26 protein-coding genes are annotated in these 24154 nt (G+C 61.7%); 9 read left to right on the top strand and 17 right to left on the bottom strand.

What is annotated here, in order from left to right; all coding sequences use genetic code 11:
- Positions 1-4 precede the first annotated feature (4 nt).
- Complete coding sequence (locus DFO48_RS14170; RefSeq protein ID WP_003072437.1) at positions 5-1171, bottom strand: hypothetical protein; 1167 nt, start codon at positions 1169-1171, stop codon at positions 5-7.
- Between the two features lie 457 nt (positions 1172-1628).
- On the opposite strand from DFO48_RS14170, the gene DFO48_RS14165 reads away from it, so the two are divergent.
- Positions 1629-2045 carry an OsmC family protein gene (locus tag DFO48_RS14165; RefSeq protein ID WP_003072435.1) on the top strand — a complete coding sequence of 139 codons (417 nt, stop codon included), beginning with the start codon at positions 1629-1631 and terminating at the stop codon, positions 2043-2045.
- Positions 2046-2181: 136 nt separating this feature from the next.
- Here DFO48_RS14165 and DFO48_RS14160 read toward each other — a convergent pair whose 3' ends face one another.
- Positions 2182-2463 (bottom strand): hypothetical protein, encoded by a 282-nt coding sequence (locus DFO48_RS14160; protein ID WP_003072434.1) that lies wholly within the window; start codon positions 2461-2463, stop codon positions 2182-2184.
- Positions 2464-2696: 233 nt separating this feature from the next.
- Here DFO48_RS14160 and DFO48_RS14155 point away from each other — a divergent pair, with 233 nt between their 5' ends.
- Positions 2697-3629: a pirin family protein gene (locus DFO48_RS14155; RefSeq protein ID WP_114863772.1), complete on the top strand. Its 933-nt coding sequence runs from the start codon at positions 2697-2699 to the stop codon at positions 3627-3629.
- 301 nt (positions 3630-3930) lie between these two features.
- Positions 3931-5331 carry an aspartate ammonia-lyase gene (locus DFO48_RS14150; RefSeq protein ID WP_114863771.1) on the top strand — a complete coding sequence of 467 codons (1401 nt, stop codon included), beginning with the start codon at positions 3931-3933 and terminating at the stop codon, positions 5329-5331.
- Positions 5332-5455: 124 nt separating this feature from the next.
- Here the strand turns inward: DFO48_RS14150 and DFO48_RS14145 are convergent, their stop codons facing one another.
- From DFO48_RS14145 to DFO48_RS14125, 5 genes are all read right to left on the bottom strand, one after another.
- Positions 5456-5833: an HPF/RaiA family ribosome-associated protein gene (locus DFO48_RS14145; RefSeq protein WP_003060358.1), complete on the bottom strand. Its 378-nt coding sequence runs from the start codon at positions 5831-5833 to the stop codon at positions 5456-5458.
- Positions 5834-6112: 279 nt separating this feature from the next.
- Entirely contained in the window at positions 6113-6556 is a 444-nt protein-coding gene (locus DFO48_RS14140) for a biopolymer transporter ExbD (protein ID WP_003072428.1), read from the bottom strand.
- A gap of 11 nt (positions 6557-6567) precedes the next feature.
- On the bottom strand, positions 6568-7227 hold the full coding sequence (locus DFO48_RS14135) for a MotA/TolQ/ExbB proton channel family protein (protein ID WP_034347956.1): 660 nt from the start codon (positions 7225-7227) through the stop codon (positions 6568-6570).
- A gap of 60 nt (positions 7228-7287) precedes the next feature.
- A complete protein-coding gene (gene dapB, locus DFO48_RS14130; RefSeq protein WP_003072423.1) occupies positions 7288-8121 on the bottom strand; it encodes a 4-hydroxy-tetrahydrodipicolinate reductase in 834 nt (277 codons plus the stop codon).
- Between the two features lie 106 nt (positions 8122-8227).
- Positions 8228-8773, bottom strand: a complete 546-nt coding sequence (locus tag DFO48_RS14125) for an outer membrane protein assembly factor BamE (RefSeq protein ID WP_003072421.1) — start codon at positions 8771-8773, stop codon at positions 8228-8230.
- A gap of 146 nt (positions 8774-8919) precedes the next feature.
- On the opposite strand from DFO48_RS14125, the gene fur reads away from it, so the two are divergent.
- The 3 genes from fur to DFO48_RS14110 all read left to right on the top strand — a co-directional run bounded on the left by fur (position 8920) and on the right by DFO48_RS14110 (position 12335).
- The gene (fur, locus tag DFO48_RS14120; protein WP_003060349.1) at positions 8920-9345 is read left to right on the top strand and encodes a ferric iron uptake transcriptional regulator; all 426 of its coding nucleotides are present in this window, start codon (positions 8920-8922) and stop codon (positions 9343-9345) included.
- A gap of 162 nt (positions 9346-9507) precedes the next feature.
- On the top strand, positions 9508-11103 hold the full coding sequence (locus DFO48_RS14115) for a DUF1800 domain-containing protein (protein ID WP_114863770.1): 1596 nt from the start codon (positions 9508-9510) through the stop codon (positions 11101-11103).
- A gap of 11 nt (positions 11104-11114) precedes the next feature.
- Positions 11115-12335 carry a DUF1501 domain-containing protein gene (locus DFO48_RS14110; protein WP_114863848.1) on the top strand — a complete coding sequence of 407 codons (1221 nt, stop codon included), beginning with the start codon at positions 11115-11117 and terminating at the stop codon, positions 12333-12335.
- Here DFO48_RS14110 and hprK read toward each other — a convergent pair.
- The 3 genes from hprK to hpf form a co-directional block, all read right to left on the bottom strand.
- On the bottom strand, positions 12332-13291 hold the full coding sequence (gene hprK / locus DFO48_RS14105) for an HPr(Ser) kinase/phosphatase (RefSeq protein WP_003060345.1): 960 nt from the start codon (positions 13289-13291) through the stop codon (positions 12332-12334). The two genes, DFO48_RS14110 and hprK, sit on opposite strands and share 4 nt — an antisense overlap.
- A gap of 36 nt (positions 13292-13327) precedes the next feature.
- Positions 13328-13801 (bottom strand): PTS sugar transporter subunit IIA, encoded by a 474-nt coding sequence (locus DFO48_RS14100; protein WP_034347954.1) that lies wholly within the window; start codon positions 13799-13801, stop codon positions 13328-13330.
- Between the two features lie 156 nt (positions 13802-13957).
- On the bottom strand, positions 13958-14317 hold the full coding sequence (gene hpf / locus DFO48_RS14095; protein WP_003072415.1) for a ribosome hibernation-promoting factor, HPF/YfiA family: 360 nt from the start codon (positions 14315-14317) through the stop codon (positions 13958-13960).
- 442 nt (positions 14318-14759) lie between these two features.
- Here hpf and DFO48_RS14090 point away from each other — a divergent pair, with 442 nt between their 5' ends.
- Complete coding sequence (locus DFO48_RS14090) at positions 14760-15677, top strand: phosphoribosylaminoimidazolesuccinocarboxamide synthase (protein WP_003067010.1); 918 nt, start codon at positions 14760-14762, stop codon at positions 15675-15677.
- A 145-nt stretch (positions 15678-15822) separates the two neighbouring features.
- Here DFO48_RS14090 and DFO48_RS14085 read toward each other — a convergent pair whose 3' ends face one another.
- The 4 genes from DFO48_RS14085 to DFO48_RS14070 all read right to left on the bottom strand — a co-directional run bounded on the left by DFO48_RS14085 (position 15823) and on the right by DFO48_RS14070 (position 19321).
- Positions 15823-16308 (bottom strand): peptidylprolyl isomerase, encoded by a 486-nt coding sequence (locus tag DFO48_RS14085; RefSeq protein WP_003072413.1) that lies wholly within the window; start codon positions 16306-16308, stop codon positions 15823-15825.
- 157 nt (positions 16309-16465) lie between these two features.
- Complete coding sequence (locus tag DFO48_RS14080; RefSeq protein ID WP_114863769.1) at positions 16466-17521, bottom strand: pirin family protein; 1056 nt, start codon at positions 17519-17521, stop codon at positions 16466-16468.
- A gap of 148 nt (positions 17522-17669) precedes the next feature.
- Positions 17670-18386, bottom strand: coding sequence for a glutathione binding-like protein (locus tag DFO48_RS14075; protein ID WP_114863768.1), 717 nt, complete (start codon positions 18384-18386; stop codon positions 17670-17672).
- Between the two features lie 50 nt (positions 18387-18436).
- Positions 18437-19321, bottom strand: a complete 885-nt coding sequence (locus tag DFO48_RS14070; RefSeq protein ID WP_003066996.1) for a LysR family transcriptional regulator — start codon at positions 19319-19321, stop codon at positions 18437-18439.
- A 164-nt stretch (positions 19322-19485) separates the two neighbouring features.
- Here DFO48_RS14070 and DFO48_RS14065 point away from each other — a divergent pair, with 164 nt between their 5' ends.
- On the top strand, positions 19486-20295 hold the full coding sequence (locus tag DFO48_RS14065; RefSeq protein ID WP_114863767.1) for a substrate-binding domain-containing protein: 810 nt from the start codon (positions 19486-19488) through the stop codon (positions 20293-20295).
- 67 nt (positions 20296-20362) lie between these two features.
- Here the strand turns inward: DFO48_RS14065 and DFO48_RS14060 are convergent, their stop codons facing one another.
- A complete protein-coding gene (locus DFO48_RS14060) occupies positions 20363-20893 on the bottom strand; it encodes a DUF1439 domain-containing protein (RefSeq protein WP_114863766.1) in 531 nt (176 codons plus the stop codon).
- 287 nt (positions 20894-21180) lie between these two features.
- Here DFO48_RS14060 and DFO48_RS14055 point away from each other — a divergent pair, with 287 nt between their 5' ends.
- Positions 21181-21843: a DUF924 family protein gene (locus DFO48_RS14055; RefSeq protein WP_114863765.1), complete on the top strand. Its 663-nt coding sequence runs from the start codon at positions 21181-21183 to the stop codon at positions 21841-21843.
- Between the two features lie 5 nt (positions 21844-21848).
- Here the strand turns inward: DFO48_RS14055 and DFO48_RS14050 are convergent, their stop codons facing one another.
- Both DFO48_RS14050 and DFO48_RS14045 read right to left on the bottom strand, forming a co-directional pair.
- On the bottom strand, positions 21849-22952 hold the full coding sequence (locus tag DFO48_RS14050; RefSeq protein ID WP_114863764.1) for an acyltransferase: 1104 nt from the start codon (positions 22950-22952) through the stop codon (positions 21849-21851).
- Positions 22953-23387: 435 nt separating this feature from the next.
- Positions 23388-24149: a sterol desaturase family protein gene (locus DFO48_RS14045; protein ID WP_233506397.1), complete on the bottom strand. Its 762-nt coding sequence runs from the start codon at positions 24147-24149 to the stop codon at positions 23388-23390.
- Positions 24150-24154 lie beyond the last annotated feature (5 nt).

Below are 24154 nucleotides of genomic sequence, written 5' to 3'. Positions count from 1 at the left end.
GCGCTCAGGTCTTGGCCTCCAGCTCCTGCAGCTCATCACGCAGCACCCACTGCGCTTCCTGGGTGCTCGCGTGCTCGGGAAAGTGCTGCTTCATGCGCATGTACACCGACACCCCCTGCATGGGCTGCTCCAGGCCCTGCTTGTACGCTCGCACCACCAGCTCCAGCATGAACGGAATCAGAGTGCTGCCGGCAAAGCGCTTCTCAAAATCCTTGGCAAGGATCAACACATACCTGGGCTTGCCGGCCTTCCAGGCCTGCTGTGCCAGCTCGTAACTGAGCTGGGCCGAGTCGGGCTTGAAGTCCGGCTTGCGCTTGGCACAGCTCACCCAGGCTTCCAGGGCCTCGCTGGCGCGCTGCTGGGCGAGCAGCATGGGAATGAAACGCTGGCCCAGCTCCGCCAGGGCATCCGCGCGTTCCGTCAGCTTGAGCACCCGGAAGTAACGGCGGCAATCAGGCAGGCTCTCATAGTCCTGCCGCTGCCATTCGCGCGCCTGGTTCACGGCCTCGTCCATCTTGTTGTCCTGCACCAGTCTGGCCACCAGCGCATCGCGACGCTTGGCTTCCAGGGCCGCAGGGTCGATCTGCACGGTCGCAGGCCCCTCGGGCGCTTGCACGGGGTCGATATCCAGTGCCGCATGGTGCTGGTACATGACATAGCCGATCATGGCCGCCATCACCCAGCTGAAATAAATCATCACAAAGCTCACCAGGGGCAGTACCAATCCGGGTGCCGCAACCTTGAGCAGCATCGCCAGGACCATGGGCGAGCCCTGCTGCAGCAGAAACAGGAAAAAGCACAGCAGCAGATAGGACTTGCCGATACCGAAAATCGTCGCCAACAGCTCGAACGGATTAACGGCCGAGCTCAGGCTATTGGTATTGATCAGCACCATCCAGGTGGCAGGAATCAGGAAGGCCACCAGCAGATTGGCAACCACGCCCAGGGTCAGGCTGCGGGTCGCCATAAAGCCCACGAATATCCCGAAAACGACGAGTACCCCGAAGAATTTCCAGGGCAGCCATTTCCAGTCCTCATCGACCTGACTGGAGCGGAAATCGGAGCTATGGGTAATTCCACGAGATGCGAGTGCCGAAACCTTGAATGCATAACGGCTGACTGCCAGCATCAAGCCCAGACCCACAAACAAGACTCCAATCCACCCGAACATCAAGCCATAACTGCATGCCGACAACAGCAATGCATAGAGCAAAGGCTCGGTCTGCAGAGGAAACAGAAAAAAGCTATTGAGCTTTTGCCAGAACGGAGGGATTTTCCACTCGGAAGAATCACCTTTTTGGTGAACACCATGTATCGAATTCAATGCCTGCTCTCCCACTCTCGGTTTGATGAATCATCTGCAAGCCCGCTTGCAGTGACCTAATCCGCTCTGGTATTGCCCGATTTTTCTTTGAAATCGGGTCATTGCGGAATTCTGCGGTAGAAATTCGCGCTGAATCCAAATACCGATAAACAGCCGGCATATTGCTTTTTTCGCTTGCCAGAAACCCCGTAAATGCTTTTGCAGTCATGCCAGCCGGCCAAGCCGCCTTGACCTGATAACGGATATGACTGCAAGGATTGCAGGCAGCGCTTAAAGTGGCCCAGGTTTTATGGAGAAGCAGCGAATGATTCACAGCGCACACGCACAAAGCAGCCCCACCCCGTACCGCATCACTCTGACCGATGCCCAAGGCCACGTCTGGCATGCCGATGAACCCGTGAATGATGGCGGCGCCGACACCGCGCCCAACCCCATGCAGCTCATGCTCTCGGCCCTGGGAGCCTGCACGGCCATCACCCTGCATATGTACGCGGGCCGCAAGCAGTGGCCGCTAAGCCATGTCGATGTGGATCTGCAACTCAACCCCGATGGCAAGCCCGCGGATGCCAACCAGATCACGCGCAGCATCACCCTGCATGGCGAGCTGGACGACGAGCAGCGCCAGCGCCTGCTGCAGATTGCCAATGCCTGCCCCGTGCACAAGCTGCTGGAAGGCAAGGTTTCCATTCCCACCGCCTTGACCGAAGCCGCGCAGGCATGAAAAAAGGCACCTCACGCCCACACGGCATGAGGCTCGCCTCCTCCGGGAGGGCCGCCTTCATCTTGGGGACTGCCCGACGATAAAAAAAGCCCTGCAGTCACCTGCAGGGCCTTGGACGCCATTGTGTGTAACTTGATTACACCGTCACTTCCAGCGCACCCACTTCCACATAGTGTTCGAACTCACGTTTGGCCAGCGATGCAGTTTCGGGCTGCTGGTCCTCGGGGTCGACCCAGGACAGCACATAGCTGGCGATGGCGGTATCGACCTTCATCTCTATGCCCATGGGAATCTGCTCGGACGGACCATCTCCGACACGATGCTCCACCTTGCCAGTGACGCGAGCGGCAAAGTGCTCGGGATACAGCTGGATCTCGACTGCCGAGATCTGGTTGCCTTGAGTGCTGTGTTCGTTCATGTTTATTCCTCCTGCAGTTGTTAGGTCGCTGCGCACGAATTGCGCCACGTGAAAGCCACTGCTAGCGGCCTACGCCTTTAACTTAGCCGACTCCTGGCGGAGTCCCTGTCAGCCTATTGGCTGAATCCTCACGGTGATGTAACTGCGTGCAAGGCGTTGCTGCATTCTGCCGTCTGATTGCGCGAATACCGCATATCCCTGACACTCGAATCTCTTCGCCGTCAGGATTTGTCATGAGTGAATCAAAGAACTTACAACGTCTGCCCACCCGTATAGCCGATGTCGGCGGCATCCCCATCCACCGTGCCATTCCTCAGGCCGCGCTGCGCAAAGTGGGGGCCTGGTGCTTCCTCGACCACGCCGGCCCGGCCATCCCCCCTCCACCCGGCATGCAGGTCGGGCCCCATCCTCATATCGGCTTGCAGACTTTCACCTGGATGATCGAGGGCGAGGTACTGCACCGCGACAGTCTGGGCAGCGAGCAGATCATCCGCCCCGGCCAGGTCAATCTGATGACGGCTGGCCGCGGCATTGCCCATTCCGAAGAAGCCCAGACACTGGGCGTGCATGCAGCCCAGTTGTGGATTGCCTTGCCCGACAGCCATCGCAATACTGCGCCCCGCTTCCAGCATTATCCCGACCTGCCCAGGACCGAGATCGGCGACTTTGCCGTGACCGTTCTGGCCGGTGAAGCCCTGGGACTGACGGCGCCCGCAGAAGTCCACTCCCCGCTGATGGGCGTGGACCTTCTGGCCGACGGCACAGCCGGCCAGGCGTGCGCCGCCATGCCGCTGCGCGCCGACTTCGAGCATGCGGTGATGAGTCTGTCAGGCGAGGTGAAGGTTGAAGGCCAGGTGTTGCCCTCGCAGGAGCTGATCTATCTGCCCGTCGGCACCCGGGAGGTGCAACTGGAGTGCGCGCCCGGCAGCCGCCTCATCATCATCGGGGGCGAGCCCATGGATGAAGCCATCTTGCTGTGGTGGAACTTTGTGGCCCGCACCACCGAAGAGATGCAACAGGCCCAGCAGCAATGGGAAGCAGAGGCAGCCACCGACGCGGAGCTCGTCAACGGCCAGCCACGCCGTTTTGGCAAGCCCGTGGCCTCGCCTCTGAAGTCGCTGCACTCTCCATCACTGGCTGGCGTCAGCCTGCGCGCCTCCAGATAAGCCTGCGGCGCTTATTCAATTCGCACCAAATTGGTGCGAATTGAATTTCTCAAAAAGAAAAATAAAAGCATTTTTGCAAGTTTTTGATGGATTTTGGAAGCTTTTAGAAGCATCGCACTCTCTTCAAGAGAAGGCAATTCAGACGTTATGCATGAAACGTTTGGACTCATGCACGCCAAGCTTTCATAATCGAGCCAACGCCCTGGCCACGAGATTGCGACCGCCGCTTTTTCATCCAGGGCGTTGCCACGTCCTGTCCTTGGACCGGTGGCTCATTCAACTTTGCAAAGAAAGCAGATCGATGCGTCAAGAACATGACTTCATTGGCATCAAAACCATCCCTCCCGACGCGTATTGGGGCGTTCATTCCGCACGCGCAGTGGAGAACTTCCCCATCACCGGTCACTCGGTCTCGCACATGCCCGAGCTGATCCGCGCGTTTGCCTTTGTCAAAAAGGCAGCGGCCCAGGCCAATCTGCAGTTTGGCGCCATCAATCTCAAACAAGCCACCGCCATCTCCCAAGCCTGTGATGACCTGATTTCCGGCCAGCTGCACGAGCAGTTCGTGGTCGATGTGATCCAGGGCGGCGCCGGCACCTCCACGAATATGAACGCCAATGAGGTGATCGCCAACCGTGCACTCGAGCACCTGGGATTGCCCAAAGGCACTTACGACGTGATCCACCCCAACGATCATGTCAATGCTTCGCAGTCCACCAACGACTCCTACCCCACCGCCGTCAAGCTTGCCACCTACGCTGGCATCCAGAAGCTGCTGATCGCCCTGGCCGAGTTGCGCTCTGCTTTCGAAGCAAAGGCGGGCGAATTCGCCCATATCCTGAAAATCGGCCGCACACAATTACAAGATGCCGTGCCCATGACTTTGGGCCAGGAGTTTTCCGCTTTTGCAGCCATGATCGCCGACGATGAAAAGCGTCTGCGCGAGTCCGCCTATCTGATGACCGAAGTGAACATGGGTGGCACTGCCATCGGCACCGGCATCAACGCACCCGTAGGCTACGCCAGCGCCGTGACCAAGGCCCTGGCTGAAATTTCGGGCGTCCCCGTCGTCAAAGCCGGCGATTTGATCGCCGCCACGGGAGATACCGGCGCCTTTGCCGACATTTCCGGTATCTTGAAGCGTGTTGCCGTCAAGCTATCCAAGATCAGCAACGACCTGCGCCTGCTCTCCTCGGGCCCTCAAGCAGGTGTAGCAGACATCAAGCTGCCGGCGCGCCAGGCCGGCTCGTCCATCATGCCCGGCAAGGTGAATCCCGTCATTCCCGAGGTGATGAACCAGGTCTGCTTCGAAGTGATAGGCAACGATGCCGCCATCACCATGGCCGTGGAAGCCGGCCAGTTGCAGCTCAACGCCTTCGAGCCGCTGATGGCCTGGGCTCTGCACAAAAGCCTGAGCCACCTGAGCAGCGCCTGCAAGACGCTGCAAGTCAACTGCGTGGAAGGCATTGTGGCTAATGAAGCGCTGCTGGATTCCCGCATTGCCGAGTCAGTGACGCTGGTGACGGCGCTGAACCCTCTGATCGGCTACGAAAAGGCCGCCAGGATTGCCAAGACTGCGATTGCCAACGGCAAGCAGATTGCCGTGGTGGCGGAAGAACTGGGCATCATGAGCCGGGCCGAAATGAACAAGCTGCTGGTCGCCGACAAGCTGACCCAGGCCGGCGCCTTGACCGCCGCATAAGCACACTCTTTATCGACAATGTAAAAGGGCATGTTCGCCATGAACATGCCCTTTTTGATTGATATGGTTTTAATAGCTCTCTATGCCCGTATTCAAAGGGCAGGAAGCCAAAAACGCTTCATATTCAAGCCACTGCGGCATTCTCGTCACTGGGGTCATCCACGCCGCGTACGCTTTCACGCAGATTTTTGTCCTTGAGCTTGCCAAGATCGGTCTCCACCGCGCGCTTGAGCTTTTCAATCGCGGCACTGAAGGCCTCCTTGACCTTTTCGGCTTCCGCATTCACTGCAATGGGGGGACGACCTGTGGCCCGGGTCTCGAGCACACAGCGTTTGCCAGGGCCGCCCGTGGTCTTGAGGGCATCAACGCCCGTGAGGAAGACCTCCACACGCACCACATACTCCTTCAGGCGGGCCAGCTTGGCATTGATCTCCTCCTGCGCCCATTGAGCCAGAGACTCTCCACCCTGGATGGAATCGTCGGCATGAACCTGTACTTGCATGCAAATCCTCCTAGTCACCAAATGCCGCAACCGCTGCGGCGAAATCTGTAGGGGTGCCATAAAGGCAGGCGAAAACATCGTAACGCCAGAACCTTGTTCTGCCCATCGGGGCTTGTTACGCCAGCAAAGGACAGGGGCTTTGACCATTGTGGAGGCAGCTTCTCCCTGATTTGAAAGAGATAGCAACAAGGGTAGGCTCCACGAGCTTTGCCCTTGAGCCAAAGCAAAAAATGCTGCCCGGTGATTTGCAAAAAGTAAGCGTTCTTACGCCTCGGCCCGTCAGTTAATGCCAGCCTTCGATTCAGGCTCGGCCACAAAGCCGATGCGCGTCAGGCCTGCTGCGTGGGCCCAGCCCATGACCTGCACTACGCGACCGTAGGGAACGCTGGTGTCGGCACGCAACTGCACCTCGGCCTGAGGATTGCGCCGCCCCAGCTCTTCCAGTTGCTGCTGCACTGCCGCATCGTCCGCCACGGCCCCCTGAATCCAGATTTCGCCGGCAGGGCTGACCTCAATCATCAAGGCATCGCTCTTGTTCACGGCAGCCTGCTGCACTACTGCCTGCGCCTTGGGCAGTTGAACACGCAAGGTGGCTGCCAGCATGGGAGCAGCCAGAATGAAGATCACAACCAGCACCAGCATCACATCCACCAGCGGCGTGACATTGATGGTGTTGATCGGAGTTTGTGCCCCCTCACGGCGGCTCATGCGACCGAATGCCATGGCACCATCCTTTATGAAGCATCCACTCCGAACTGGGCATGCAGATCATGGGCAAACCCCTCAAGCACAGCCTCCAGCTGGCTGGCCGAACGCCCCAACAGGTTATAGGCCAGCACAGCAGGCAAGGCGACGGCCAGACCTGCAGCCGTCATGACCAGGGCTTCACCCACAGGCCCGGCCAGCTGAGCGATATCGACCTGACCGCTGCCCGCCAGCGTTCCGAGCGCATGGTGAATGCCCCAGACCGTACCCAGCAGACCCACAAACGGTGCCGTTGCACCAATGGTGGCGAGCAAGGTCTGACCCCACTGCAGCTGGACGGATGCCTGACCCAGAGCCTCACGCAGGCTGCGCAACAGTCGCTGCCCCTGCGCCGCGCTTTGTGCCAGAGAGCCTTGCGCAGCCATTGCGCCCTGCCCCAAGGCATCGGCCATGGCCTGCACCAGCCCCTGTCTATCCAGCGCCTTGACCTGCGCCATCGCCTGGACCAGATCGGGCATCTGCCAGAACGCAGCCACGGCCTGCGGCACGCTTCGGCGCGCTACGGCCATAAACCAGAGCTTGTAGAGGATGACCACCCAGCTGAGCACTGACATCAGCAGCATCAAGGCCGCCGTCGCCCATGTGACCGCATCGCCCTCTGCCAGCCATTGCCACATTCCTGCAGACATCTCTCACCTCGCTCCCAGAAACAGCAAGGGGCCGTCACGGCCCCTTTGCAAATTGCGCGGTCAGCGCAGCTTCAGCACATCGTACATATCGTACTGGCCGGTCTTCTTGTCGGCCAGATAGCCCACTGCTCGCAGACTGCCGTTGGCATAGCCTGCACGGCTGCTGGACTTGTGCGAGATCTCGATGCGTTCGCCCGTACCTGCAAACAGTACGGTGTGGTCACCAACGATATCGCCGCCGCGCACGGTGGCAAAGCCAATGGTGTCTGCCTTGCGCTCGCCGGTGTGGCCAAAGCGTTCATACACGGCTCGGTCGGCCAGCTTGGTGCCCTGGGCTTCGGCAATCACCTCGCCCATCTTCAGGGCCGTTCCCGAGGGGGCATCGACCTTGTGCTTGTGGTGGGCTTCGACGATTTCGATGTCGTAGCCACCTTGCTGCAAGGCCTTGGCCGCCATCTCCAGCAGCTTGAAGGTCACGTTCACGCCCACACTCATATTGGGGGAGAAAACGATGGAAGTTTTTTGGGCGAACTCGGCGATCTGCGTCTTTTGCTCATCCGAGAAGCCCGTGGTGCCGATGACCACGCCCACGCCCAGGTCGGCCGCAACGGCCAGGTGCTCCATCGTGCCTTCGGGGCGCGTGAAGTCGATCAGGCAGTCTGCCTTCGACAGGGCTGCGCGGACATCGCTTTCGATCTTCAGCCCGCTGGGCTTGCCCAGGAATGCAGAAGGATCGGTGCCGATGGAAGGGCTGTCGGCGCGGTCCAGTGCCGCAGCCAGCACGCAGTCGCTGCTGTTCAGAATCGCTTCGATCAGCATATGGCCCATGCGGCCGGAGGCACCCGCCACAGCAACGCGCTGAGGGGTGGAGGAATGGGTGGTGGATGCGGTCATGGCGCTATCACTCGATCAAATGAAAGACGGCAGGATCGCATCCACGCCGTCATAAGAAGAGAGCATCCACCGCTTTGTGCAAGCGGGGAACAACCTGTTTTGCTGCTTAACGCGATTCCAGTGATGGATAGCTGGCGGCGGCGGGCGGCAGATTGGCCGCTGCCTGCTCGGCTTCGGCGTTATTGCGTGCAGGGTATTTGGCCAGCTGGGCTTCGCTGGCTTCCAGCTGCGGAACCTTGGGTGTGCCCTTCATGCCTTTGAGGCTGGCCACGAACTCGGACTCGGACGGCATCTCGTCACCTTCAGCGCGCACAAAGGCATCGCCATTGAAGAAGACGGTGAGCTTGCGGATCTGCGACTCCACGCCGGGGCGTTTGATGGTGAACACGTATTCCCAGCGATCGCCGTGGAACACGCTGGTCACGAGGGGTGTGCCCAGGATGTCGCGAATCTGCTGACGGCTCATGCCTGGCTGCAAGGCCTCGACCTGCTCCTTGGACACGAAATTGCCCTGCACGACATCGACTTTATAGGGAGTGACGGCATTGGCGACACGGTGTGCGGCGCCATCGATACTGTTGCAGCCGGCCAGTGCCGCTGCGATTGCCAACGTCAGGGCCAGACCTGCGCGGCTACGGGCTTGAACATGCATGGGTAATGGCATAGGGATATGATCGGGTTCATTGTAGCGGCAGGCCCCGGAGACACTTGGAGATTCCCTTTATCTACGTGTAAAGCTTCTCCTTAAACCAGTGAGCCCAGCCTTCCATGTGCCCGTAGTCCACCAAGAGAGCCGACATGAAAAATATTGATGAACTCAAAAGCACGGGCCTCAAAGCCACTTTGCCGCGTCTGAAAATCCTGGAAATCTTCCAGAAGGGCGCCCAGCGCCACATGACGGCCGAAGACGTGTTCCGCGTGCTGCTGGACGAGCGCTCGGATATTGGCCTGGCCACCGTTTACCGCGTGCTGACCCAGTTCGAGCAGGCCGGCATCCTGATCCGCAGCAACTTCGAAAGCGGCAAGGCCGTCTATGAGCTCAACGAAGGCCAGCACCACGACCACTTTGTCTGTACCAGCTGCGGCAAGGTCGAGGAGTTCTATGACGCCGAAATCGAAAAGCGCCAGAACCTGATCGCCAAGGAAAAGGGCTGGGTGATCCAGGATCACTCCATGGCGCTCTACGGCCAATGCGCCGAATGCGCCACACGCGCCGCCAAGTAAGAACGCAAAGCGCGACACCGACCCCAGGGGCAGGACATGCAGATGTCTTGCCCTTTTTACATTTGGTGAAGACTTCTTTACATAGCTCCATCAAGCCTCAAGCCAATATCGGGCCGGACTGCGTATGCTGCAGTCATCCCCGCGCTTGAGGAGACCCGGTCCATGCGGCTGCTACCGTTTTCACCTGTCCTGGGCCTGCTCTGTCTGGCCGCCCTCGCCTTGACCGCCTGCGCACCGCTGGCCCCCTCATCGGGCCGCCCCAGCCCCGAGGTGCTGCAGACGCTGAGCAGCAGCGCCCTGCCCGACAAGCCCAGCACGCTGCAAAGCCAGCAATGGCTGGACCGGGTCACCTGGGGCGCCACCGACCATGATGAGGCCCTGCTGCAGCAGCAGGGCCTCAAGCGCTGGCTGGCCACCCAGCTCAGCCCGTCATCCGAGCCCATGCCGGCCGAGGTGCAGCAGCACATCGACGCCCTGGGCATCAGCCAGAAGCCCATGGTGCAGATCCAGCGCGAGATTGCCGACCAGCGCCTCGCCATTCGCAACAGCCAGAGCTCCGAGGAAGCCGCGAAACTGCGCAGCGAGCTGCAGCGCCAGCTCAATCAGCTGGGCGCCGAAGCCCAAAAACGCCAGATCTGGCGCGCGCTCTACTCGCCACACCAGTTGCAGGAGCAGATGACCTGGTTCTGGATGAACCACTTCAACGTCAGTACCCGCAAGGGCGATGTACGCCTGTGGGTGGCTGACTACGAGGAACAGGCCATTCGCCCTCATGCGTTGGGCAAGTTCCGCGAGTTGCTGTCTGCCAGCATGCGTCATCCGGCCATGCTGCTGTATCTGGACAATGCAAGCAATGCCGCCGGGCGCATCAACGAGAACTATGCGCGCGAGCTGCTGGAGCTGCACACCATGGGCGTGGGCAGCGGCTACACCCAGGCCGACGTGCAGGCCATGGCCCATGTGCTGACCGGTGTGGGCTTCAGTACCCGGGAAGCCGGTGCCCCGCCGCCCAGGCTGCGCCCCGAACGCCAGGGCGACTACGTTCGCCAGGGCTTCTTCGAATTCCATCCCGGTCGCCACGATTACACCCCCCAGGTCTTGCTTGGCAAGCCGCTGGAAAAAAGCGGCCTGGCCCAGGTCAACGAGGCGCTAGACCGCATAGTGGCTTCGCCAGTCACTGCACGCTTCATAGCACGCAAGCTGTCCGTCTATTTTCTCGGCGACAAGCCGCCCCCGGTCGTGGTCGAGCACACAGCCCAGGCCTTCGAGCGCAGTCATGGTGATATTGCCGCCACGCTGGCGGCCCTGCTGAGCGACCCTCAGGCTCAGCAATTCGGCAAGGGCTTCAAGGACCCGGTCCACTATGTGCTGAGCGCCACACGCCTGGCCTACGACCAGCGCGTGGCCAGTGATGTGGGGCCGGTACAGAACTGGCTCAATCAGTTGGGCCAGCCACTGTACGGCCACGAAACGCCCGACGGCTACCCTCTGGCCCAGTCGGACTGGTCCAGCTCCGGCCAGATGAATGCCCGTTTCGATGTAGCAAGGCAAATTGGCAGCCGCGGCGCGCTGCTGTTTCGCAACAGCCCGCAGCAGCCGCTGGAAAAGCCGCCGTATCCCGAACTGGACAAGCGCAGCAGCGTCCAGGCGCGTGTGCCGGCCTTGGGTGCCGCCACACGCGCCGCACTGGCCCAGGCCAGGAACCCGGTGGACTGGAACAGCTTTTTCCTCTCTGCCCCCGAAATGATGTACCGCTAAGGATGGCAGCCATGCAAAGACGTCAATTTCTCAGCCTCGGCGCTGCCCTGCCGCTGTTGTGCCAGCTGGGTCAAGGTCTGGCAGCACCCTTGCAAAGCGGCTCGCCCCGTTTTCTGCTGGTCTTCCTGCGCGGTGCCTACGACAGCAACAGCCTGCTGGTGCCGACCCATAGCGACTTCTACTATCAGGCCAGGCCCAGCATCGCCATAGCGCGCCCGGGATCGGCCGACGGTGCCCTGGCCCTGAACCCTCAATGGGGGCTGCATCCTGCATTGCAAAGCAGTCTGCTGCCTTTGTATGAGCAGGGCCAAGCCTGCTTTGTGCCATTTGCGGGCAGCAACGACCTCTCCCGCAGCCATTTCGAGACCCAGGACTCGATCGAGCTGGGACAACCGCAAGAAGGCGGCAAGAGCTTTCAGAGCGGCTTTCTGAACCGGCTGACCCGGGTGCTGCAGGCCGACAGTCAGAGCCGGATCAGTCTCAGCCCCATGGCGTTCACCGCCCAGTTGCCGCTATGCCTGCGCGGCAGCGCCCAGGTGGCGAACATGGCGCTGGCCTCCGTGCGCAAGACGGCCATGGACGAGCAGCGCAGCCAGATCATTGCCTCCATGTACCAGGGCTCGAGCCTGGAAGTCCCGGTGCGCGAAGGCTTTGCGGTACAGCGTGCCGTGCAGCGCAGCATGCAGGAGGAAATGGACCAGGCCGGGCGCAATGCCATCAGTGCCAAGGGTTTCAGCTTGGTAGCCCAGCGCATGGCGCACCTGATGCGCGAGCAGTTCGACCTGGGCTTTGTCGATATCGGAGGCTGGGACACGCATGTCAACCAGGGCGCCGCCAGCGGCAATCTGGCCAACCGGCTCAGCGATCTGAGCCAGGGCCTGGCGACTTTCGCCGAATCGATGGGAGCCGAGGCCTGGCGCCATACCGTGGTGGCAGTGATCAGCGAGTTCGGCCGCACTTTCCGCGAAAACGGCAACAAGGGCACGGATCACGGCCATGGCACGGCTTACTGGTTTCTCGGCGGCGGCCTGTCGGCCCAGGCCGGCGGCAAGGTGCTGGGCGAGCAGATCGAAGTCACCGAAAAAGCGCTGTTCCAGAACCGCGACTACCCCGTGCTCAACGAATACCGCTCCTTGCTGGGCGGCCTGTTTGCCCGCATGTATGGCTTGAACGCATCGCAGCTGCAGCAGATCTTTCCGGCCTCGCAGCCCGGCAGGCTGCAGCTGGTCTAGAACGACTCGCCGCTTTCCATGGCGCGGCGGTGGCGCATCACGAATTCCTGGTAGGTGTCGATGCCGCGCAACTGCAGGATGGCATTGCGCACCGCAGCTTCCACCAGCACGGCGATGTTTCGACCCGCCACCACCTGAATCACCACTTTGCGCACGGGCACGCCCAGCACATCCTGGGTCAGCGGCTCGGCGGGCAGGCGCTCGTATTCGCGCTCCATGGTTTCCTTGCGCACCAGATGCACGATGAGCTTGAGCCGCATCTTGCGGCGCACCGCCGTCTCGCCAAAGATGGCACGAATATCGAGCAGGCCGATGCCGCGCACCTCAAGCAGGTTCTGCAGCAGCTCGGGGCATTTGCCTTCGACCGTGGTCTGGTTGATGCGGTACAGATCCACGGCATCGTCGGCCACCAGACCGTTGCCGCGCGTGACCAGCTCCAGCCCCAGCTCGCTCTTGCCCAGGCCCGATTCGCCCGTGATCAGCACGCCCATGCCCAAGATATCCATGAACACGCCGTGCATGGTGATGCGATCAGCGAAATGCTTGGATAGGTAGGCACGCAGCACGTCAATGACGAAGGCCGACTGCTCCTTGGTGGAGAACAGCGGGATGTGCGCGCGCTCGCACATGGAGATCAGTTCGTCAGGCGCATCCTGGCCGTCGGCCAGCACCAGCACCGGCGGCTCCAGCGTGACGATGCGGGCAATGCGGCGCAGGCAGTCCTGGGAGGTGGCATTGGTCAGGTAGGCGATTTCACGCTCGCCCAGCACCTGCAGCCGGTAGGGGTGGATGTAGTTGAGATAGCCCACCAGATCGGCGCCCGAGCGGGCCGAGCGCACGGCCATTTCGTCGAAGCGGCGCTCGGAAGCACCAAGCCCCGCTATCCACTGCCAGCGCAGGCTGGAGTTGCGAAATGCCTCGAACAGTACGTCGGCACTGATGGCGCTGGGTCTCATGGCAAGGCCCTGTCAGTCAGGAAGAAGGGCCAGGACTCAGGCCTGGGAGGTGATGGAGGACTGCCAGCTGTCGATCATGCCGTGCAGTTGCTGCGCATCGGTGGACGACTTCAGACGCTCTCGCAACTGGCTGTCGCTGAGCAGCTCGGCGATCTCGGAGAGGATTTCGAGGTGCTTTTGCGTCGCCGCCTCGGGCACCAGCAGGAAGATCAGCAGGCCGACCGGCTGCTCATCGGGCGCATCGAAGCCGATGGGGTTGGCCAGCTGGAACACTGCCGCCATGGGAGCCGTCAGGCCCTTGATGCGGCCATGGGGAATGGCAACTCCATGCCCCAGACCGGTGGAGCCCAGGCGTTCGCGTGCGAACAGGCTATCGGTGATCAGGGCACGAGACAGACCATGCAAGCTCTCAAAGAGCAAACCCGCTTCCTCGAAAGCGCGTTTCTTGCTGGTGACATCAACGCTCACAAGCACTTGAGCGGCGGGAAGGATAGAAGCTAGGCGATTCATGGTGTGATCAACAATTATGCACCGCAGCGCTGAAAACCGTGGGGAAACCCTGATCACCATCAAAAACCGCCCCGTAGGGCGGCGCTTTTAGCGTTGTAACAAGGCGACAGCCCTGCAACAAACCGGCGCAAAAGCTAGCTTTGCGCCTCGCTTTCATCAAGCTGACACCTGCGCCAGCTGCAAGCCCCCGGCATCGAGTCGCTTGGCTGTGGCACGCGGGCCTTGCTGACGAGTCTTGTAGCGCATCACCACACGGTCGAGTTTGTCGGCCAGGGCATCCACGGCGGCATAGAGGTCGAAATGCTGCGTCTCCACGAACAAGTCTTGCCCTTTCACGCGTACCGTGCAACCGGCGCGCTGTCGTTTGTCTTTTTCCTTTTGCTTGTGGACTGTGAGCAGCACCTTCACGTCCACGACCTGATCGAAGTGCCTGAGAATGCGTTCCAGCTTGGCCATGACATAGCTGCGCAGCGAGGGAGTGACCTCCAGGTGATGCCCGCTAATCGTCAAATTCATAACAAAACACTCCTTAGCTCTCGGTGAAATCACTGCGGTTTCACAGCGCCTGATGGCTGTGCCGCAGCCTGGCAGTTCGGAATGCGCATTCGTCTTTGCTGTGAATCCACTATGCGCCCGCCCCACGCCAAAGGCAACGAAATGACCGAGATAGCGCAGGCTCGCCAGGGGCCTTGTTTGACGGTTTGATGGCAGCCGGTTTTGCCGCCACAATGAGTGGCTTTGGCCCGCGTGCAAGGGATACGCCTGCATGCCCCAGGGCCTCGATCGCAGCAGGCGCGCAATGGCAAAGACCGTGACCGTCAAAACCCCTGCCTGCGCCATTAAAATCGCGTTTTTACGCAGCCGCCTCTCGGGCCTGCGACGCTGGCAGCCCCTTGGGCTTTCAGGCGCCTGCTGACCGACTGCACGCCTGAATTGCCTGACAGCCCCTATCTCGACCATGACCACCCAGCCCTCCGCCCTGCATACCTCCAACATTGCCTCGCTGCCCCTGCTCGCACGTGGCAAGGTCCGCGACAACTACGCCGTGGGCGATGACCGCATCCTGATGGTGGCCTCGGACCGCCTGTCCGCCTTTGACGTGATCATGGGCGAGCCCATTCCCGGCAAGGGCGTGCTGCTGACGCAGATGGCGCTGTTCTGGTTCGACAAGCTGGGCCATATCTGCCCCAACCACCTGACCGGCGAAGCGCCCGAATCCGTGGTCAAGCCCGAGGAAGTCAAGCAGGTCGAAGGCCGCTCCATGCTGGTCAAGCGCCTCAAGCCCGTGCTGATCGAAGCCGTGGTGCGCGGCTATCTGGCCGGCAGCGGCTGGAAGGAATACCAGGAATCGCAATCGGTCTGCGGCGTGAAGCTGCCCGCCGGCCTGACCAACGCAGCCAAGCTGCCCGAGCCCATCTACACCCCCGCGGCCAAGGCCGAAATGGGTGACCACGACGAAAACATCACCTACGAGCGCACCGTGGAGATGGTGGGCGAGCAACTCGCTGCCCAGATCCGCGACACCGCCATCCGCATCTACAAGGAAGCGGCCGAGATCGCGCTGACCAAGGGCATGATCATTGCCGACACCAAGTTCGAGTTCGGCCTGACCGAAGACGGCACCCTGGTGCTGATGGACGAGGTGCTGACCCCCGACAGCTCGCGCTACTGGCCTGTGGAAGGCTACGAGGACGCGCTGGCCAAGGGCGAGAACCCTCCGAGCTACGACAAGCAGTTCGTGCGCGACTGGCTGGAGCAGGCGCAGGTCAACGGCAAGGCCTGGGACAAGAAGGCTCCCGCGCCCCGCCTGCCCAAGGAAGTGATCGACAGGACGGCGGCCAAGTACCGAGAAGCGCTGGATCGCCTGACCGCCTGAGCGATCAGCCCCAAGCAGACAAAAGGCCCCCGGAACCGAAATCCGGGGGCCTTTTGTTTTGATAGCTGCTTGCGCTTTCAGACAAAGGATTTCAGCTAAAAATAATACTGAAATCCTTTATTTGCATACGCTTGCAGCTATGTTTTTAGTGATGGTGACCGTGGCCGCCGTGCACGTGCTTGTGGGCAATTTCTTCTTCGGAGGCCTCACGAACCTCGTTGACCACCGCGCTGAAGCGCAGCGCGAAGCCAGCCAGAGGGTGGTTGCCGTCCAGCAGCACCACGGGGCCCTTGATCTTCACGACGTTGTAGATCTGGGGCAGGCCCTGGTCATTGGTGCCGCGCAGCTGGCCGCCCACCTTCACGCCCGCAGGGAATTCACCCTTGGGAATGGTGCGCTGGAGGCTTTCGTCGCGCTCGCCGAAGGCATCTGCCACGGCCAGGTCCACGGTCACGGTATCGCCTTTTTGCTTGCCGTCCAGAGCGGCTTCGACCTTGGCGAAGATGTTGTCATAGCCGCCGTGCAGATAGGCCACATCGCCCTTGTCCAGCAGTTTGACGGCCACGCCGCCCGCGAGCAGCTCGTGAATCTTGTAGTTGATGGTGACGGCAGTGTCTTTGGTGATGTTCATGACAGTTTGGAGATTCCGCGAGCGACTCGCACCATTCGGCCCATCGCAGGCGGCGGTTTGAGCGGCTCCAAAACAAAGCCGCCACGGCCAGCATGGGTCATGGCGGTCAGGCGCACATTGTCGCAGCGTTTGAACAACCGCCTCCAGCAGCGCAATTTCAGACGATGGCCAGCACAGGAGGCTGCTCGTCGACATCGGCTCCCGGGTAGCGCGCAAAGCGGCGGTTCTCGGTGCCATGCACCGGATCACTGTCCTTCCAGGGCCAGCCGCCGAACTGGGTGCGGCGGTAGTCCTGCATGGCCTGCATGATCTCCTCCTGCGTGTTCATCACAAAGGGGCCATATTGCGCCACCTTCTCGCCGATCGGCTTGCCCTGCAGCAGCACCAGCTCTGCACTGACATCGCCGGTGTTGACCAGCTCCAGCTCGCGCTGAGCGTCGACATGCATGGCCAGATGCCCGTTCACGGCTTCGCCGCCCACAGTCATGCTCTTGCCTACGAAGAAGTAGAGCATGCGGTGAGTTTGGTCGCCTGCGGCCCTGGGCATGGTCCAGCGGGCTCCGGGCTCCAGCTCCAGCGTCCAGATGGCCACATCGCTGTCGGCCTGGGAGGCCCAGGACTCGGGCGGCGGCGGCAGGGCCGGGTCAGCGCCGTCCAGGGCTCCGGCCACCACGGTGACGGTGGTTTTCCTGCCCGCCGCATCGCTGTAGCTCAGGCGCGGGATCTGCTCGTTCCAGAACATGGTGAAGTGGGGCTCCACCATCTTGTTTCTCGCAGGCAGATTCAGCCAGATCTGGAACAGCTCCAGCGGATTGGGCTGGTCGCTGTTCAGCAGCGGAAACATCTCCGAGTGCTGGATGCCCTTGCCGGCCGTGAGCCACTGCACATCGCCGCCGCCGAAGCGCGCTGCCGCGCCCAGCGAGTCCGCATGGTCGATGCGGCCCTTGCGCACCAGGGTCACGGTCTCGAAGCCACGATGCGGGTGGCCCGGGAAGCCCGGAATCGGCTCGCCGTGGTACATCGAGAAACCGTCCCTGGCACTGAAATCGCTGCCCATTTCGCGTCCCTCGAACTCCACGGCCTGCACGCCCATCTTTCCGTTGCTGGCCGGATAGCTGTCATCGTGGTGAGCACAGAACAGGAAGGGGTCCAGGCAGGGCCAGCGCGGACCCAGGGGGGCACTTTCCAGAATGGGTGGGCGATTCGTGGTCATGGAGTTCTCCTCTTGAGAAGCCGCTGCCAGCTGCAGGGCCTGAAGTCTCGAAGATAAGGCCGGCCCACGGGTTTGAAAGACATCACCACTGGGACAGTACTTGCCGCTTTTGCAACAACGGCAAGCCTGCAACTGCCCGAGCCGGCGCTCAGCCGCGCGGCGGAACGTTCAGGCCTTTTTGCGTCGCCGGGCGGGCCATGAAGGCCTTGAGCACGCGCTGCAGCTCGGGGAACCCGCTCCAGCCCACCAGCTCGGCGGCGTTGTAGCCGTTCTCGTCGACCATATTGCGCACCCAGGGCCAGATGGCGATGTCGGCAATCGTGATCTGCTCACCCATGATCCACTCGCGGCCCTGCATGCGCTGCTCCAGCACGCCCAGCAGACGTTTTGACTCGTTGATGTAGCGGTCGCGCGGGCGCTTGTCCTCGAAGTCCTTGCCCGCGAACTTGTGGAAGAAGCCGACCTGGCCGAACATGGGTCCCACGCCGCCCATCTGGAACATCAGCCACTGAAGCGTCTCGTAGCGCGCTGCAGGGTCTGCGGGCAGCAGCGGGCTGCCGCTCTTTTCGGCCAGATAGATCAGGATGGCCGCCGACTCGAACAGCGCCAGCGGCTTTGCGCCCGGGCCTTGCGGGTCGATGATGGCGGGAATCTTGTTGTTGGGGAAAGTGCCGACAAACTCTGGTGTGAGCTGGTCATTGGTCTGGAAGCTGACCAGATGCGCCTCGTAGGGCAGCTGCATTTCCTCCAGCGCAATCGACACCTTCACGCCATTGGGCGTGGGCAGCGAGTACAGCTGGATGCGCTCGGGGTGCTGCGCGGGCCATTTGCGGGTCACGGAAAAATCGGCAAGGGTGCGGGTCATGCGGCTGGCTCCTGAAAAAGGGTTTGCCGCATCGTAACGGCAGAGGCCGCTCAGCGCAGCAACTGCCAGAACATCTGCACGCAGGGTGATGGCGCCTGTTGCATGCTCACCAGCGCAATGCGCGAGTGGCGCGCAGCATCGGCCAGCGGCTGCAGCACCACGCCGGGCGGGCAGATGCGCTCATAGACGCTGGGCACGATGGACAGACCCAGGCCGGCGGCCACCAACGCCAGCATGGTCGAGGTCTCGCGGGCCGGCTGGGCGATGCGCGGCACAAAGCCGGCCTCGCTGCACAGCGCCAGAATATGTTCGTGCAGACCGCCGCCGAGCACGGCCGGATGCAGCACAAAAGGCTGGTCGGCCAGGCTGCTCAGAGCCAGTGCTTCGCCCGCAGCCGCCTTGGCATGTGCCACCGGCAGGGCCAGCTTCAGCTCGTCGCGCCACAGTGTCTGCTCCCGGATCGGCACGGGGATGCGAAACGTCGGCGACGGGCGCATGAAGCCGATGTCGATCTGCCCTGCCGTCAGCGCCGCGATCTGCTCGCCCGTGGTCATATGCTGCAGATCCAGCTCCACCTGCGGGTGACGGCTGCGAAAGTCGCGCAGCATGGTGGAGAACTCGTCAAACAGCGGCACCGATGCCGTGAAGGCAATGCGCAACCGTCCCGCCAGGCCATGGGCTGCCATGCGCACCAGCTCGCCCGCCTGCTGGTGCAGCTCCACGATCTGCCGCGCCTTGTCCTGCAGCAACAGGCCTGCCGGCGTCAGCGCCACGGCGCGGCGCGAGCGTTCGAACAACTGCGCCCCCATCTCCTGCTCCAGCAGACGGATCTGCTGGCTCAGCGGGGGCTGGCTCATATGCAAGCGCTGGGCCGCACGGCTGAAATTCAGCTCCTCGGCCACAGCCAGAAAACAGGTCAGACGGCGCAAATCCATAGGACGATTTTCGTATCAAGTCCAGACGCAAACGGTATTGGACGCAATAGCCACAGCTTTTCACAATCCGGTCAGCCGCAGAAGCCATGACAACCGTAGCTGTATGCGTCGATTCAATAAGGGTTAAAGGCCTGACCAGGCCCGCCCAATACAGAGAGACATTGATGAAGCCGTTTGCCCTTTTCACCGCCCGCCGAGCCCTGCTGATCAGCGCTGTGGCGCTGGCCGCAGGATGCGCCCAGCAGCCAAGCAGCACGCCCAAGGAGCCTGTGCGTCTCATGACCTCGGGCGGCTTCACCGCAGCACACAAGCTACTGGCGCCGCAGTTCACGGCCCAGACCGGTCTGGCGGTGGAGTCGGCCTATGGCTCGTCCATGGGGGCCTCGCCTACCTCCATTCCCAATCGCCTGAGCAAGGGCGAGAAGGCCGATGTGGTGATTCTGGCGCGTGGCGCGCTCGACGATCTGGCCGCCAAGGGCCTGGTGCGCAACGGCACCCAGATCGACCTGGTGCGCTCTGCCGTGGGCGTGGCCGTGAAGAAGGGTGCCCCCATCCCCGACATCAGCAGCGAGGACAAGCTGCGCCAGGTGCTGCTCAATGCCAAGAGCATTGCCTACTCGGCCAGCGCCAGCGGCACCTACTACGAAACCCAGATGCTCAAGAAGCTGGGCATTCACGACCAGGTCATGCCCAAGAGCAGGAAGATCGTGACCGAGCGTGTGGGCACCATCGTGGCGCGGGGCGAGGCCGAAATCGGCCTGCAGCAGGTCAGCGAACTACTGCCCATTGAGGGCATCAGCTATGTCGGCACCCTGCCCGATTCGGTACAGCACTACACCATCTTCTCGGCCGGCACGGCCAGTACCTCCACCAACCCGCAGGGGCTGGAGCAACTGCTCAAGTACTACACCTCGCCCGCCGCCGCCAAGACGATTCGTGACACCGGCCTGGAGCCCATTGCCAAGTCCCGCTGAGCGCAGCACGGCCCCGCAAAAAAGCCCGCCAGGCATACGCCTGCGGGCTTTTTTGTCGCCTGGCAGCTCAGCGCTTGCTGCCCGGGCCGGCTTTCTGCACCAGGGCCACGGTCAGCCCCTGGGCAGTGACGGTAATGGCGCCAGGCTCCATCGCCAGCGCGTCGACCAGGGCCAGATCCTGGTCCTGCAGCTGATAGAGCACCACCTGGCCCATGGCCTGCTCGGCCAAGGCCGTGGCATAAGTGCCCAGCATATCGCTGAGCGCGGGCGACAGCCCGTCCATGCTGAGCTGGTTGACCTTGATCTGGTAGGCGCGCAAGGTGCGGTCGGTGGGTTCATAGCGCAGCGCGAAATCGACATTGAGCAGGCCGCTGTACTGCTCCTTGAGCACCTTGCCGCTGAGCTCGGCCGGGATCACGGCGTTGAGCATATTGCGCTCGGGCACCATGCTCAACTGCGGCGCCTTCAGATCCAGCTGCAGCAAACCCGCCACGGGAAACTGCCTGGGGAAACGCCTGGCCAGCATCTCCTGCAGCTTCTGCTGGCTCACGCTCACGCTGCTGGGCACGGACTTGCCCGAGCAGCCCGTGGCAGCCATTCCCAATCCCAATACTGTCACCGCCAACCATGAGCGCCGATTCATCACGACCACCGAACTCCGTAAAACCTGATTCAAAACCCGTGCAAACGCTTGATAAACCAATGCTTCAAGCTATGGTTTTTGAGCAATCCATTGTCTCCGAGCCTGCTATTCCACAGAGTCTCGATGGATGTTGGCAGTTCCCCATCTGACGCAATCTGCAGGTAAAAGACTGTTATCTAACGTCCGACGCCACCAGGGGTTGACCGTCGGCACATGGCGGCCGTGCATGCACAATGATTTGCATGACTGCATATCCTTCTTCCCTCAGCCATGAGGCACTGACCGCCGCCGCTCAGGACACCAGCCTGCCCGACCAGGTTCTGACCCAGTGGTTCGGCAGCGCCAGGCCCGGCAATGCCGATGCCCTCAAGCACAAGGCGCAGTGGTTCACCAAATCGGCGGCTTTCGACGAGGAGCTGCGCCAGCGCTTTGGCACTGCGGTGGAAGCCGCTCTGGGCGGTGCACTGCAGCACTGGGCAACCCAGGGTCCGTGGCAGCAGCTGGCACTGGTGATCCTGCTGGACCAGTTCACGCGCAATATCCACCGCAACACCCCCAAGAGCTTTGCCGGTGACGCGCAGGCCCTGGCACTGGCGCTGCAGGCAATCGACTCCGGCACCGACCAACGACTGCCCGAGGTGGCCCGCGTCTTCCTGTACCTGCCGCTGGAGCATGCCGAAGACCCGGCCATGCAGCAACGCAGCGTGGCCGCCTTCGAGGCTTTGCTGGAAAGCGCCACGGACGCCGGGCTGCGCGAATATCTGGCCGGAGCGCTGGACTACGCCCATCGCCATCAGGTGGTGATAGAGCGCTTTTGCCGCTTTCCGCACCGCAACCACATTCTGGGCCGCGCCAGCACGGCCGAAGAGGCCGAGTACCTGGCCCAGCCCGGCTCAGGCTTCTAGGGCAATCACGAGCCGCGCGTAGCCTCGCGCAGCGCGGGCTCCTGGCGCGGCTTGGGCTGGCGCACGGGCTTTTTGCCCGCCCCCAGGTCGCGGTGGCGCATGGCCCAGCGCTCCACCGTGTAGAACGACAGTGCCGACAGCGCAGTCGAGACCAGCAGGCCGACGACGACAGTCACAGGCCAGGAGTAATCGGCGCGCAGATAGCGCACCACCGGGTAATGCCAGAGGTAGATGCCGTAGGACAGCTGGCCCAGCTTGATGAGCAGCGGCGCCGTCAGCATTTCATAGACCAGACCCGTGGGCTTTTGCACAGCCAGCAGCACGACCAGGGCGGCGCATTCCACCACCGTGATACCCCAGACCATGGCGTGCTGGTTGTCCCACTCCAGCTCCATGATCAGCGGCACGGCCAGCACAAACCACATGGTGTAGGCCCGCAGCGACTGCAGACGCTCTATCCATTGGGGGCGCTCCATCATCAGCGCCGCCAGCAAGGCACCGGCCAGCAAACCCGAGGCCCGCGTATCAAAGCGGAAAAAGATTTCGTAGAACTGCTGACCCTGCACCACCCAGAAGATGCGCCACAGCGTGCTCAGCAACCACAGCGCCGCAAGCGGCGCCCAGACACGGCCAGGCGTGGCCTTGCGCAGCAGCAGAACCAGCAGCGGCGGCCAGATCAGATAGAAATGCTCCTCCACCGACAGCGACCACATGTGTAGCAACGTATCCGGACTGTCGAAGAAGGCAATGCCGTAATCGGCCAGGTAGAGGATGGAGACCAGAGCGTCCGAATAGATATCCGTGAGGTCTGGCCAGATAAAAGGCGCAAACACACAGTAGGCACCAAGGAACAGCGCCAGCGCAGGCATGAGACGGAGGAAGCGGCGACGGTAAAAGCGCCAGTAATCGAGCTTGCCATGCTGCCGATACTCCATCAGCAGCAAGGAGGTGATCAAAAAGCCGCTGAGCACGAAGAACAGATCGACGCCGAAGAAGGCGCCATCGAACATCGGGGCATGTGCATGCGAGAGCAGCACCAGCACAATGGCTATGCCTCTCAATCCATCGAGCGCTGGGTTGTAGCGCAGCTTGAACGCCGACTCCACCAAAACCGGACACCTTTCCTTTCGCCCAGGCACAGGCCGGGCTTGCAGACAAACAATCACAGCCATGCACAAGACATGGCTGAAGCAGTATTCAGAGTTTGAGCAAAGAGGCAGTAACAGCTCTTTGCAGCGACCCGGGGGTCACAGAGCGCATGAAAACGCGCTTGGGGGTGCCGGAACCTGGCAGGCGATTTGTCTGTTGCATCTCACCGGCGGTGAGGCCACAGAATGTTATGAATGCCCGCAGCCAGACGGCTTGGCGTCTGTTGACAGGTGAACAGACCGGGGTAATTTGAACAGATTTTTGCCACCTGCCCAAGCCAGTGGCAGAGCTTTCCGGGCTCTGGCAGGGTCTTGGCAGGCCGTGTTAACAATTAAGAACAAAAACAGCAGGCTGCGCTCCACCCATCGGCTCCATCAGCTATCAATTTCGAAGCTTCAGGATGACTTGCGGCGCCCGCAAGCAGGTGCACTCTGGTGCACATCGCGCCACAGCAGCATCTCGGCCACGCGCTCGGACTTGTCGTCATCAAAGCCCAGCTTCTGCGCGCGCTCGGCGGGGTTGGTCCAGGTGCCGAACAGCATGTCCCACAGCGGCAGGCCGTAGTTCTGCGCATGGTGGCCATGCTGATGGTGCACGGTATGCATTTCCGGGCGCTGCAGCACATAGCCGAGCCAGCGCGGCGTGCGCAGATCGGCATGGGTGAACAGATCGAAGGCCGCCGTCAGCCCCAGGGCCACGGCCGCCGCAGCCGGGCTGGCACCCAGCACCCAATAGCTGGAAATCACGCTCAGCAGCATGGCAGCGCAGGAGTCCAGCGGATGGGCGTAGAACGAGGTCAGCACCTCGATGCGACGTGCGCTGTGATGCAGCTGGTGAAACACGCGCCACAGCAGATCGGAGGCATGGGTGGCGCGATGCCACCAGTAAAAGACAAAGCTGGTGATGAAAAAGCTCAGCAGCCCCACCAGCAGCGGGTTCCAGCGTGCGCCCACATCCAGCAGCGCATGCTGGCGAATGCGCTCCTCCAGCAACCAGCCCAGCGCAAGCGTGCAGGCCAGTGTCAGCGCGCCCAGGGCGCTGCTGTAGATCAGCCAGCGCCGGTCGCAGAGATTGCGCGAGGCGGGCGCAATCACCTCACGCGTGAAAACCGCCACGAACAGCAGCGCAATCAGCGGATAGATCAGGTACTCCAGCACGGCAA

Origin of the sequence: Comamonas sp. AG1104 (genome assembly GCF_003350425.1) — a bacterium.
Classification (GTDB): Bacteria; Pseudomonadota; Gammaproteobacteria; order Burkholderiales; family Burkholderiaceae_C; genus Comamonas; species Comamonas testosteroni.
Note: the sequence above shows the minus strand (reverse complement) of the source record. Positions and strands in the feature narration are given on the sequence as shown.